Source organism: Virgibacillus natechei (genome assembly GCF_026013645.1).
Taxonomy (GTDB): Bacteria; Bacillota; Bacilli; order Bacillales; family Amphibacillaceae; genus Virgibacillus_L; species Virgibacillus_L natechei.
The window spans coordinates 1,244,634-1,258,329 of the sequence record NZ_CP110224.1 but is presented as its reverse complement, the minus strand read 5'-3'; the positions used below and the strand labels follow the sequence as shown (position 1 = coordinate 1,258,329).

Sequence of the window (13,696 nt, the reverse complement as noted above, 5' to 3'; positions counted from 1 at the left end):
TGATTGTAATTTTTATCGTACGGCTTGAACATCCTTTATCAGGTGCTGAACATAAGATTGTAACGATCTAGGCGTTTCCTCTATCGTCTCGTCTCTGAACCAATCCGTCATCGCTTGTAATGTTTCCAAACTCGTGAAATAAGGAATTTGATAACGTACAGATAATTCACGGATATAAAATCCAATCTTTTCTTTTTCTCTTCCCTGATTCGGAATGTTGAGAACAATATGAGGCGCACTATTTCTCCAATGACGCAACAAGTCATCTTTATCTTTTAACATGCTTGTTGTTGAAATGCCACTTGCTTCCAAGTATTTAGCCGTTCCTTCTGTTGCTGTAATGTTAGCACCTAAGTTTATAAATTCGGTAATAATAGCAACACTTTCCGATTTCATACGGTCTGACACAGAAACAAAAACCTGTAATCTATCCTGATTTGGTCCCTCGAGATAATCAATAATAGGCGATGCCTTTTTTAATGCTTCTTTTTGATTCCAGCCTAATCCGATGATCTCACCCGTTGATTTCATTTCCGGTCCTAATGCATGATCCACATCTTTCAGTTTACTGGCTGAGAAGATCGGTGCTTTTATGGTGTGATAAACTGGTTCTGGTAGTAATGCTAAATCCGTTGTCATTTCTGTCAGCAGTGTACCTAATTGCGTCCGAACCGCCCATTCAATCATCGGAATATCCGTTACTTTACTCATTATTGGTACGGTTCTCGATGATCGCGGATTCACTTCTAATACGTAAACCGTTTCATGTTGAATAACAAATTGTATATTCATCATTCCGATAATCGGCACCGTTTGGCTTATCTTACGCGTATAGTCAACTATCGTATTTTTCGTTTGTTCCGCTAAAGAAACAGGTGGGAAACTCGTTATACTATCCCCAGAATGTACGCCAGCTTTTTCCAAGTGTTCAAAAATTCCTGGTATGACGATGTCTTTTCCATCACTGATTACGTCAATTTCGCATTCCAAACCAGAAATATATTGATCGATTAATAACGGCCAACAACTGTCGTTTGTATCCTTCTGTATTCGTTTCACATATTGCTCTAATTCGTTATGATTGTAGCATACAAACATAGATTGCCCGCCAATAACATAGGAAGGACGAATGATTACCGGGAAACCTAAATCAGTAGCTGCTGATGATAATTCACCCGTTCCATGGACAATATGCCCTGCAATATGCGGGATATTTAATTGGTTTAACACCTCATAGAACTGCTCCCGATCTTCCATTTGATCAATTTGTGCTGGTTTTGTACCTAACACATGTATCCCTTCATCTTCCAAATCATTTGCTAGATTAATTGCCGTTTGTCCACCGAATTGAATGAGCACACCAGTTATATTTTCTTTTTCAATAACACCTAGAACATCCTCAAGTGCTAATGGTTCAAAATATAAACGATCTGCGACAGTATAATCAGTGCTGACTGTTTCCGGATTGTTATTGATAACGACAGCATCATATCCCATTTTTTTCACAGCTAATGCTGCATGAACCGAACAATAATCAAATTCCACACCTTGGCCAATGCGGATAGGACCTGACCCTAAGACAAGTATTTTCTTACGCTCGTCATTTGTGATAACTTCATCATTTCCATTCCATGTGGAATAATAATAAGGTGTGATCGCATCAAATTCTCCTGCACATGTATCTACTAATTTATAAGCCGGTTTAATAGATCGTTCTTTATATGCTGTTCGAAGCAGTCTAGGTGTTGTCTCAACTAATTCTGCAACCCGTTTATCACTAATATTCAGCTGCTTGGCCTCTTTCAGTATTTCCTCCGGTACATGTGGCCAACTATACGCTAGCAGCGATTGTTCAAATTGGATTATTTTTTGAATTTTTCTTAGAAACCAGCAATCAATTGCTGTTAATTTGATCAAGTCATCCAATTTCATTTCCCTTGTAAAAGCTTCAGCAATAGCAAATAGTCGTAAATCGTTAGGCGTTGAAAGAAGTTCCGTTAGTTTATCCTGACTATATACATTCATTCCTGGCCAATGAAGACTGTACACATTCATTTCTAAAGAACGGATTGCCTTATTCAGCGCTCCTTCAAATGTTCGATCAATCGCCATTACTTCACCAGTAGCTTTCATTTGTGTTCCTAGCGTTCGGTCTGCCTCTGTGAATTTATCAAATGGAAAACGTGGTAGCTTTACGACAACATAATCCAAGGCTGGTTCAAACGATGCATACGTATTTCCCGTAATCGGGTTAAGAATCTCATCTAATGGGTAGCCAATGGCACATTTTGTAGCGATACGAGCAATTGGATAACCAGTAGCTTTTGACGCTAATGCCGACGACCTGCTTACCCGTGGATTTACTTCGATAATACAATACTCATTGGATTCTGGGTTCAGGGCAAATTGAATATTGCAACCTCCAACAACATCTAAAGCACGGATAACCTTAAGTGAAGAGGTTCGCAACATCTGATACTGAACATCTGATAACGTTTGAGAAGGTGCAGTTACAATCGAATCCCCAGTATGAACACCTACAGGATCCATGTTCTCCATATTACAAACTATCACACAGGTATCATTAGCATCTCGCATTACTTCATATTCAATTTCTTTCCATCCTTTAATACTTTTCTCGACTAGCACCTGATTAATTGGGCTTAATGATAATCCTTTATTTAGAAAATCTACATATTCCGCATCATTATATGCAAATCCCCCACCTTCACCTCCAAGCGTATAGGCAGGGCGTAAGATTACTGGATAACCAATCTCCTGGATAAATTCAATTCCTTCTTCGACGGATTCGATAATTTTTGAATCAGAAATGGGTTCATCAATCTCTAGCATAAGGTTACGAAATAACTCTCGACTCTCGCCCTTTTGTATCGACGGGACGGACGTACCTAACAGCTCCACATTATAGTGGTCAAGAATACCTTTCTCATAAAGTTCCACGGTTAAGTTTAGTCCCGTTTGCCCGCCCAATGTTCCGATCATTCCATCAGGCTTTTCTTCTGCAATAACTTTTTCCAATGTATCCACTTGGAGAGGTTCCATGTAAACATGATCCGCTATATCTTTATCCGTCATTATCGTTGCTGGGTTATTATTTACTAAGACAACTTCAATGCCTTCTTCTTTTAATGCCAGACAAGCTTGTGTACCAGCATAGTCAAATTCTGCTGCCTGACCAATTACGATTGGGCCGGAACCAATTACCAAAACTTTATTGAATGAGTGATGTTTCCGCATACTTGCTCCCTCCCCATGTAGCTACCTGTTGTACAAATCTTTCAAAAATATATGCTGTATCACTTGGGCCTGGATGTGCTTCCGGATGAAATTGAACCGATTGAACAGGAAGACTGACATGCTTCATCCCTTCGAGAGACTTATCATTTACGTTTCGGAATATTGCTTGAAAAACCTGGTTATCCACACTGTCTTCTTCCACTACATAACCATGATTTTGTGATGTCATTCGAACTTTACCTGTTCCTAACTCTTTTACCGGATAATTACCCCCACGATGTCCAACAGGCATTTTCTTCGTTTTTCCACCATGAGCTAATGCAATAAGCTGGTGCCCCAAACCAATACCTAGTGTAGGATAATTTTTGGTCAATGTTTTTATCTTTAGGAGAAAAGTCGTCATCTCGATTGGATCTCCAGGTCCATTGCTTAATAAGATTCCGTCTGGATCAAGTGCTTCAATTGCTTCTAATGATGTATCATACGGAACGATTGTTACGGTACAATTTTGTTCCAGTAAAGCATCTACAATAGATTTTTTATAACCAAAGTCAACGAGAACCACATGATACGATCCATTTCCATACGTTTCGGACCTCTTTATTGCAACATCACGTATTAAACCCAGACTGTCCTTCTCTTTCCATTCGATTAGCGGTGAATCCTTATTCCATTCTGCGACAATTTTCCCACGAACGGTATGATGTTTACGAATAACCGCAACTAATGCACGTGTATCCACATTCGTTAGGCCAGGAATATTCGCCTGCTTTAATTCCTCTGAAAACGTTCTAGTCGATTGATAATGACTAGGTTCCTCACAAATATCGCTTGCAATCACGGCTGAAACGGAGATACTTTTACTTTCCTCATCTTCCCCGTTAACACCACAATTGCCAATGGAAGGATAGGTAAATGTTAAAATTTGTCCTGCGTAGGATGGATCTGTTACCATTTCCTGATACCCTGTCATACTCGTATTAAAAACGAGCTCCCCAGCTATCTCACGCTCAGCACCGATCCAATCCCCGCTGAATGCTTCACCCGTTTCTAAAACAAGATAACCCTTCGTCATGGTAAACTCACCTCTAACTCGGTTAAAATTTGCTTAAGTGTATCAACAAAACGTTCTAACTCTTCATATGTTGTGGTTAAGGGAGGCAAAACTCTGAGTACATTTGCTCCTGCAGGAAGAACGAGTAATCCTCTTTTTCTACATTCACTTATCAAAACTTTCGCGTCAGTTGACAATTGAATGCCTATTAGAAGGCCAAGACCTCTTACTTGTTCAATACTAGAAAACTCCTGCTGCAATTCTTCTAATTTGCTCGTTAACCATAACCCTTTAGCACTTACTTCCGGAAGTATATCTTCGCTTAGAATTGTATCTATGGTTGCCAAGCCAGCACTCATCGCTAGTGGATTTCCGCCAAAGGTACTTCCATGGGTTCCGGGCTGAAATGAATTAGCAACAGCTTCTTTTGCTAGCATCGCACCTACTGGAAAACCGGATCCTAATCCTTTTGCCACCGTTATAACATCCGGCTCAATTCCATATTGTTCATAGGCAAACAATGTCCCTGTTCTTCCAATCCCTGTTTGAATTTCATCTATAATTAGTAGAATATCTTCCTTCTTACATAACGCTTCCAGCTGCTTAATCCAAGCTTGCTCGGCAGGGTATACTCCCCCTTCGCCCTGGACGAGTTCCAAAATAACTGCAGTTGTTTGTTGGTCATTTATTTGCGCGAGCGCATTCGCATCATTAAATGGCAAATAACGAAAGCCAGGTGTTAACGGAGTGAACCCTTGTTGAATTTTTTCCTGTCCTGTTGCTGCCATTGTCGTTCCTGTACGACCATGAAATGAATTATGGAATGTTACGAACTCTGTCTTTTTCGAATGACCTTTATCCTTCGCATATTTTTTTGCTATTTTAATCGCGGATTCATTTGCTTCCGCACCACTATTGCAAAAAAACACCTTATCAAAACAACTGTTCTCTGCTAATACAGTTGCCAGTTCTTGTTGGGAAGGTATATCATAGAGATTGGAACAATGCCATAATGTATCAAGTTGTTCCATAACTTTAGACTTAACCTGTTCTGGAACATGCCCTAAATTGCAGGTGGCGATGCCAGAAGTGTAATCAAGGAATTTTTCATCATTATCATCCCACACGTAGCTGCCTTTTCCTTTTACTAGTGTTATAGGAAACCGTCCGTACGTATTCATTACTGCTGACGTGGTTGGAGTTGTCACAGTTTCAGACATGATTTGCCTCCTTCTCGGCTATTATTTTTGTGCCTGCTTCTTTTCCTTCTATATAATTTTTCAGATCAGCAGGTGTTAATCCATTTAAGATAACGGATTCTGTTGCGCCGGCCGATAATCCGTCCATAGCCGACTTTATTTTTGGAATCATTCCACCATAGATAACACCCGTTTTAATTTTTTCATCAATTTGTTCTTTTGTAAGCACAGGATGGATCACCTGCTTGCCTGAAATTGTCTCCATTACGCCAGGTATATCACTGATCAGTGCAAGCTTTCCTTTCAAGCTTTGAGCAACGGCTGCGGCAGCCATATCACCATTAATATTGTATCGCTGGCCTGATTGATCGATACCAATTGGTGAAATAACCGGAATTCCATGACTCATAATGACCTTTAGCCAATCATCATTCACACTGGCTACTTCCCCGACATAACCTAGTGCTCCTGTAGGATCGAACGGAGTCGCTTGTAACAAGGAGCCATCCACGCCACTTGTTCCATATGCTACTCCCCCTGCCTTTTGTAGGTTGCTGACAATACTTTTATTAATCGATCCGCTCATCACCATCTCAGCAACATCTAATACTTCTTTTGTCGTCACTCGAAGACCATCGACGAACGGACTTTCCACTTTCAATTGGTGTAACATTCGATTAATTCCTGGTCCTCCCCCGTGAACAATCACAGGTTCACATACACCCGTTTTCTTTAAGTCAACGATCATCTCATAGAAGGAGTCCGGAAGCTTTTCTAAAATACTGCCACCCATTTTTAAAACAATACAATTCATCACTCGCACCTCACGTTCGATAAGAAGCATTAATTTTGACGTAATCATAGGTTAAATCACAGCCCCATGCAGTCGCCTCATAGGGTCCATCTTGTAAATCTACATTCAGTTTGACTGTTTCATTCTCTAAGTACTGCTTCCCTTCATTTTCATCAAAATCTACTGGAAGCCCTGATTCTACAACCGCAATCTCCCCAAGTGATACAGATACTTTATCAGGGTCAACAGGCTGTTCACTATATCCCACAGCAGTTATAATTCGTCCCCAGTTCGGATCTGATCCATAGATAGCAGTTTTCACTAGACTGGAAGAAATAACTGCCTTGGCAACCTGACTTGCAGTTTCATTTGAAGCGGCTCCTGTCACGTTTACTTCGATCAGTTTCGTTGCCCCTTCCCCGTCTCTGGCAATCTGTTTAGACAGTCCCTCACAGACGTACTGGAATGCTTGTAAAAAATCATTCCATTGGGGATGAGACTCATTTAATACGCTATTATTCTGTTGTCCGTTTGCCATAACCAAAACCATATCGTTTGTGCTAGAATCACCATCAACTGTAATCATATTAAATGTTTGGTTTGTCGTATGTTTTAAGGCCTTTTGCAAACTTTCATGATCTATCACGGCATCCGTCGTAATAAAAGAAAGCATTGTCGCCATATTCGGGTCGATCATGCCAGAACCCTTTGCTGCTCCACCAATTGTAATGGTTTCTCCATCAATTTCTATTTGTACTGCCATATGTTTCGTCACCGTATCGGTTGTTAAAATCGCAGTAGCAAAATTAGCAGGAGAATAGTGTTCCCTATTTGTCATCGCTTCTATCCCTGTACGAATGTTGTCCATTGGAAGGGGGACACCGATGAGACCAGTTGATGCTACAGCAACATGATCGGTAGAAACATTCATTTTATCAGCCGTTAATTTTTGCATTTCCAACGCGTCAGACATCCCCTGTTTTCCTGTGCAGGAATTAGCAACACCTGAGTTAACAACTACGGTTTGAATTTTATTATCTTTTTCAATACTTTCTTTTGTCACTTTAAGAGGAGCTGCCTGAAAAGTATTTAAGGTATAGACGCCTGCTACAGTTGCAGGATTGTCAGAATGAATCCAGCCAAAATCCAGTTTTGTTTTTCGTATTCCTGTGTGTAATCCTCCTGCGGAAAAACCATGTGGACTCGTTACATTTCCGTTTTTTATGATATGAATCTCTTTATCTGTTACAGCAACCATCTATTTTCATCCTTTCTTATGGGTATATTGGTAAACTATTTAATCCGTGCTGTTCATCCCAACCATTCATTAAATTTGCATTCTGAATCGCTTGACCAGAAGCACCTTTAACTAAATTATCAATTGCAGATACAATAATGAGCTGATTTGTTCTTTCATCAACCTGTATTCCTATATCACAGAAATTACTCCCATAGACATCTTTAGTCGTTGGGAACCCTCCTTCTGCGCGAATTCGTACAAAGGGATCGGACTGATAAAAAGATTTATACAGATCAATCACTTCTTTTGTAGAAATGTCTTTCCTTAGCTGTGCATACATCGTACAGATTAAGCCGCGCGTCATCGGAATGAGATGTGCTGCAAACGTAACCGCAATTGGCTCACTTGCAACTGCTGATAAATATTGATCTATTTCCGGAATATGTTTATGTTTGGCGATTTTATACGGCTTAACGTTATCGTTTGTTTCTGAAAAATGAGTCATAGCAGTCGGGCTTTTTCCTGCTCCAGATACACCGGTTTTCCCATCAATAATAATGGGATGGGAGGTAATAATATTTTCCTCCAGTGCTGGTATAAGTCCAAGTAAACTGGACGTTGGGTAACATCCTGGATTGGATAGAATTTTCGCTTCTTTCACCTTTTCCCTGTAAACCTCCGACAATCCATATACTGCATGGTCCAACGTTTCTTGTGGTGCCGCTCCTCCTCCATACCAGGATTCATATTGCGATCGATCCGTGATTCGCAAATCCCCTGATAGGTCAATGCATTGTAGCTGGGAATCTTCTAATTTAGGAATAAGTTGTTTTGATACTCCAGCCGGTGTCGCAAAAAACACAATATCGATATCTGCTTTTAAACTTTCAATCTCTAACTCTTCCATTGGATAATCTATAAAATCAGTCAAATGCGGGTAGATGGATGCAAGTTGTTCACCGTGCTCTGAATGTGAAATGATTTTCTTTACCTGCATATGTTCATGAGCATGCAGCAGCCGTATTAATTCAATTGCCCCGTACCCGGTACCACCAATAATTGCTACGTTTTTCAAAGCTATCTTCCTTTCGTTTCACTTCTGATTATTGATTATTATAAACCTCAAAAGATAATTATGCAAGCATATTTATAAGTTTATATTTATAATTATGCATTTTATTGTATAAGTAAACTTCATTCATTAGAGTTTCAACGCACTGGACGTGCTAATGCCGGCGTTGCGACAGGACGTCGCGACCCTAGCCGGTGAACGCACAGGTGTTTTTGGTGGGGCGAGTAATCGTAGTCCCAAAGGTTTTCGGTGGGATGAGCATTTGCTCGCAATCCCAAGACGTGTCGTATTAAACCGATCTGTCCGTTAAACAGCATAAAGAAAGAGGGTTCCCTGCCACTTAACAGAAAACCCTCACATTCTAGTCCATATACTTCTGTAAAAATTGATTTAATTCATTTATATATCTTTCTTCCTGAATAACGAAAGCCTCACCGTGATTCGCTCCTTCGAACGTTATCATCTCTGCTTCACTTTTTGTTTTATCATATAATTCCTGCGACATTACCGTCGGTACGAACGTATCCGCATCGCCATGAACGTATAAGATCGGCACATCAGCCTTTTTCACTTGCTCTAATGTTGAAGCTTCTTTAAGTGTATATCCAGCCTGCATATTTGTTACCAGGCTCGTACTTGGTAACACAGGGAAGGCAGGTAAATGGAACATACGATTCAATTGGTACTCAAATAATTCATACACACTCGTATACGGACTATCTGCGACAATTGCTTGTACGTTATCAGGTAACACTTCTCCACTCGCCATTAAAACGGTTGCAGCTCCCATTGATACCCCGTGCAATACAATTTGGGATTCCGGACCCTCTTTTTCTATAATTTGGTCAATCCAGTCTGTATAATCCATGCGGTCATGCCAACCAAATCCAATATAATCGCCGCCACTTTCACCATGACCACGTAAGTCTGCTGTGAAAACATTATAGCCAAGTTCTTCGTAATAATATTGACCGTATAACCCCATGTCACCCGCATGTCCAAGGTACCCATGTGCTAATACAACAGTTTTATCAGTAGGCTCTTTTGCTTCTAGAAAATAGCCTTTAAGCTCCAAACCATCATAAGAGGTCATCTCCATCTGCTCAAAGTTCTCATCCTGATACCACTGGCGCCAATCACCCTCGGTAAATACATCCATTGCTTCTGCTGAAACATCCAAATCCGCATTACCTACTAGAAAATCTTTTACATTACGTTCAATTGCCAAATCATAAAAATAAAAGCTAGCAATGCCATTTATAATGAATAGGACACTAAAGAGTCCTATACCAATTTTTATCCAACGTTTCTTTTTCACATTGGTTCTCCTCCCAATATATAAGACTATAAGCCTATTATACTAGAATAATGAAATGATGAAACCTTATTATGATGGTATATCTTTACATTGAAGTAGAAATTTATCCTTTTTACTGTGTTTCTTTGACCACACCAAAAATAAGAACCTGGCAATATTTGTGAATACTGAAAATTCGGTCTCTTCATCAAAATCTATTGTTGACAAACTAGCTGTTATTATAAATTATGGTGCCGCTGCGGAAAAACACTACGCTTTCCGTGGGCTTGAGCTCAGCCTCCTCGAAAAAAAAGAAGTTCGCTTTTTTCCTGCGGGGTCTTCCCACTGCGCTTTCCCACAGGACAAGGAAGGCTACGGCAGCATTGCATCGCACGAAGAAAATTGGTCCTGAATTTTCGAGGAGTCTCCGTGTCTTTCCTTCGCTAACTAGTTTTTCACCATATTTATTCACTATTATCAACCATAGATTTTAGTGTTGACCCAAAATTCAATGGGAAAATTTTACCATTTTTCAATAATTATGACTTTTCCAATTTATTTTGTTGTATAATATACATATACAGGTCCTGCAAGGTGTGCTCTGGAAAGCGCAAAGATGAACTTTTTGTATGGCGGCTTAAAACCCTAATGAAAGGGGTTGAAGCTTGTGATCTCAATTGACAGTGCACTTGAGTTGATGTTTTCGTTCGCAACACTCATTTTGTTAGTTGTGTTCAGCAGCCAAGAAAAAAAGTAATCATCCAGATGTGAAAGCCACCTAGGACAATTACTTTTTTCATTCCCTAGACGAGTCGTCTTACTTTGCGGGAATTGTATTGAGTCGTAAGTAGCCCTTACGACTCATTTTTATTGTATTCTATTTATTAATTAAATACAACTAATTATTCATTCTTAATAAGATTGTAATGTAATCACGCAACTAACTTATAACCGTTAAAATTTTCCTCCATATCGCTACTTTTTCTTCGAAGGATTTTGTATATTTACCAGGGATTGGACTAGTTGACGGCATTTTAACGACTTCCACCCCTAAATTAGCAACAGGGAAATTATTCCTAAGCGTTTGGTGAGACTTTCCACCATTGCATGCAATTAATTTAATGGTAGCTTGCTCTTTTAATAATCCTGCAATATCATTTGGTTCCTCTTCCAAAATATTAGCATCTAAACTACCTTCTCGGTAACATATACCTATTGAGTCCCATAAGGCAATCCCATGTTTTTTCACAAAATCAAGTTTATCTTTATAATCATCGAGCGGTTCCTGATCAAAAAGTTCATAAAGAATGGCCCAGAAATGATTACGGGGATTCCCGTAATATTGTCGTTTCTCCAAAGACACACCCCCAGGAATAGATCCGAGAATGAGCACCTTGGGCACATTAGGTAAGACAGGTGGAAATGAACTAATTTTTTTATCCATAAAATCACTCCATGATTATTCTATCTCAACCTTTTTAATAACCTTTGCTGGATTCCCACCTACAACTACATTATCAGGAACATTCTTTGTTACAACTGCACCTGATCCAATCACCACATTATCTCCTACATGTATTCCGGGGTTGATGATTGCACCACCACCAATCCATACATTGTCTCCCATGATAACCGGTTTCCCCGATTCTATCCCGGATTTTCGAACGTACGGATCTAATGGATGTGTCGCGGTATAGATATGTACCCCTGGGGCTATAAAGCAGTTATCACCTATCCTAATTTCACAAACATCCAGAAACACACAATTAAAATTCGCGTAAAAATTATCCCCGACATGAATATTATAGCCGTAATCACATCGGAAATTCGGTTCAATAAATATACTTTCACCAGTGGTACCAAAAAGTTCTTTCACTATTTCCGTTCGTCTTGTACTTTCAGTTTCCATTGTTTGATTATATAATCTGGTTAATTTTTTGGCATGTAACTGGTCTGCTTATAATTCCAAGTCAGCGGGGTTATACAATTCACCGCTAATCATTTTTTGTTTTTCTGATTTCAAATTTTATTTCTCCTTCTTATCTATAATGTTTCTCAGTAATGCCATATACCGTTATGTCATAAAATTCACCATCTCGACTAACATGTTCTTGTAAAAGACCTTCATGTTGCAGGCCTATCTTTTCCATTATTCGATATGATCCTGGATTCATTGTAAATGATTGTGCAAAAACTCTATTTAACATTAATTCATCAAAACCAATTCGCACCATTTCTTTTGCTGCTTCTGTTGCATATCCGTTTCCCCAAAATGGCTTACCAATCCAATAAGCTAGTTCTCCCCTAAGGAACTTCTTATGAATACTTATATTTACCATTCCTATAAATTCATTAGTTGGTTTCAACGTAACAGCTAGAACTTTTAATTTTCCTTCCTTTTGAACTTTAATACAATTAGCTAAGAATTCTTTTGCTGAACCTTTTGGGTATGGATGAGGGATATTTAACGTTGTTTTTGCTAATTGATAGTCGCTTGCAAATTCTTCGACTACATCAGCATCTTCTAAATGAATATCCCTTAAAATTAATCTATCCGTTTCAAACTGCTTCATGAGTATCTCCTGCTCCCTGTTTGACTCTGTACATACATTTTTCTATAAGATTTTTTCATCTGCATTAAAACTTCTCCAGTTCTGCACTAATTATCTCATCTATTCAAAACTCTCCTTCAACTTTATTTGCAAATCAAGAAACTCGCTTCCACATCTGTGATCCAATCTTGATTTGTCGCCTTCTCCATGTCTTCATAATGTGTACCATGACCAGTTAGTCTAGGACCATAAACAGTATATCCCTCGTCAGCAATTCGCTTTCCTAAATAATGCATACTTTGTGTCGTCCCGGTAAACCCATGACTTACCAGAACACCTACTTGATTACCTGGGAAATAAAACGCCTCAGCATTTTCCATTATCGGATAATTTTCATTCATCATTCATTCCCCTTTCAACATTCATATGATTTTATTTTAAGTCATTTCAATCTACTTTTTAATATAGTACGTATCATACGGCCCATCCAAAACGTACCCAAGCTTTTGTGCTAACTTTACAGACTCAAGACTCGCCGCATCCCAGCTTGGATACAGCCTCCTGTCAAGACATTCTAAAATCAATGCAGCTGCTGCTACAGTCGCTAAGCCTTTCCTTCTATGCTTGTGATGTGTAGCAATTTCGATCTCTATTCCTTTATCATAAATACTATAGGACGATGCTCCGCATGCAACCTTTCCATCATACAAAATAGCAAAGCCAACCCCTCTTTTTACATAATCATCTATCGAATGAAACTGTCCTATGAAGTCCTTGGAAATCTCATGCAAAGAGGGTTCCTTCGCCAAAGATGCATCGATTCTTTTTAATTCATATCCTTCTGGAAGCCTAGATAAAAATTTCTCAATATGCTTACGATCTAGATCTTCAACATTCTTTTTGAAACTATATCGCTGAATTTTTTCTATTGAAGCTTTATGAACCGTTTCTATACGATTTTTCCATTCATCTGTATGAACAATTGCCAAAATGTTTTCAGGCAAATTTTGTAATAACACTTCAGCTTCTTTTGCATGAGGGTTTCCAGCATAGAATACAAAATCTCCTACTGAAATTTGTGCAACGGTAGGTTTTTCAAGGTCATCCACCCAAGCACTCCCCATATGCCCTTGAAGACATGAAAGAATAATGGTGTCATTCATACTATCGAACATAGGAAATAGTTTTTTCCTTACAGTAATATCCGCTTTATAAATCATAAACGTTCCTT

General features: G+C 39.1%; 11 protein-coding genes and 1 pseudogene. All 12 read right to left on the bottom strand.

Annotation, left to right across the window (positions count from 1 at the left end; all coding sequences use genetic code 11):
• Positions 1-12: 12 nt before the first annotated feature.
• The 12 genes and pseudogenes from carB to OLD84_RS06675 all read right to left on the bottom strand — a co-directional run bounded on the left by carB (position 13) and on the right by OLD84_RS06675 (position 13,685).
• Positions 13-3,258 carry a carbamoyl-phosphate synthase (glutamine-hydrolyzing) large subunit gene (carB, locus tag OLD84_RS06730; protein ID WP_209463280.1) on the bottom strand — a complete coding sequence of 1,082 codons (3,246 nt, stop codon included), beginning with the start codon at positions 3,256-3,258 and terminating at the stop codon, positions 13-15.
• Positions 3,233-4,333 (bottom strand): carbamoyl phosphate synthase small subunit, encoded by a 1,101-nt coding sequence (locus tag OLD84_RS06725; protein ID WP_209463279.1) that lies wholly within the window; start codon positions 4,331-4,333, stop codon positions 3,233-3,235. Before OLD84_RS06725 ends, carB begins: the two co-directional genes overlap by 26 nt.
• A complete protein-coding gene (locus tag OLD84_RS06720; protein ID WP_209463278.1) occupies positions 4,330-5,532 on the bottom strand; it encodes an acetylornithine transaminase in 1,203 nt (400 codons plus the stop codon). The genes OLD84_RS06725 and OLD84_RS06720 overlap by 4 nt, the downstream gene beginning before the upstream one ends.
• Positions 5,525-6,325, bottom strand: coding sequence for an acetylglutamate kinase (argB, locus tag OLD84_RS06715; protein WP_209463277.1), 801 nt, complete (start codon positions 6,323-6,325; stop codon positions 5,525-5,527). The genes OLD84_RS06720 and argB overlap by 8 nt, the downstream gene beginning before the upstream one ends.
• 10 nt (positions 6,326-6,335) lie before the next feature.
• On the bottom strand, positions 6,336-7,562 hold the full coding sequence (gene argJ, locus OLD84_RS06710; protein WP_209463276.1) for a bifunctional glutamate N-acetyltransferase/amino-acid acetyltransferase ArgJ: 1,227 nt from the start codon (positions 7,560-7,562) through the stop codon (positions 6,336-6,338).
• Positions 7,563-7,578: 16 nt separating this feature from the next.
• Positions 7,579-8,619, bottom strand: coding sequence for an N-acetyl-gamma-glutamyl-phosphate reductase (argC, locus tag OLD84_RS06705; protein WP_209463275.1), 1,041 nt, complete (start codon positions 8,617-8,619; stop codon positions 7,579-7,581).
• A 358-nt stretch (positions 8,620-8,977) separates the two neighbouring features.
• Entirely contained in the window at positions 8,978-9,934 is a 957-nt protein-coding gene (locus tag OLD84_RS06700) for an alpha/beta hydrolase (protein ID WP_209463274.1), read from the bottom strand.
• Between the two features lie 919 nt (positions 9,935-10,853).
• Positions 10,854-11,357 (bottom strand): DNA-deoxyinosine glycosylase, encoded by a 504-nt coding sequence (locus OLD84_RS06695; RefSeq protein WP_209463273.1) that lies wholly within the window; start codon positions 11,355-11,357, stop codon positions 10,854-10,856.
• A gap of 15 nt (positions 11,358-11,372) precedes the next feature.
• Positions 11,373-11,936, bottom strand: a pseudogene (locus OLD84_RS06690) (sugar O-acetyltransferase).
• Between the two features lie 16 nt (positions 11,937-11,952).
• Positions 11,953-12,486, bottom strand: coding sequence for a GNAT family N-acetyltransferase (locus tag OLD84_RS06685; RefSeq protein WP_209463272.1), 534 nt, complete (start codon positions 12,484-12,486; stop codon positions 11,953-11,955).
• 122 nt (positions 12,487-12,608) lie between these two features.
• Entirely contained in the window at positions 12,609-12,869 is a 261-nt protein-coding gene (locus tag OLD84_RS06680; RefSeq protein ID WP_209463271.1) for an alpha/beta hydrolase, read from the bottom strand.
• A 48-nt stretch (positions 12,870-12,917) separates the two neighbouring features.
• Entirely contained in the window at positions 12,918-13,685 is a 768-nt protein-coding gene (locus OLD84_RS06675; RefSeq protein WP_209463270.1) for a GNAT family N-acetyltransferase, read from the bottom strand.
• Positions 13,686-13,696: the final 11 nt, after the last annotated feature.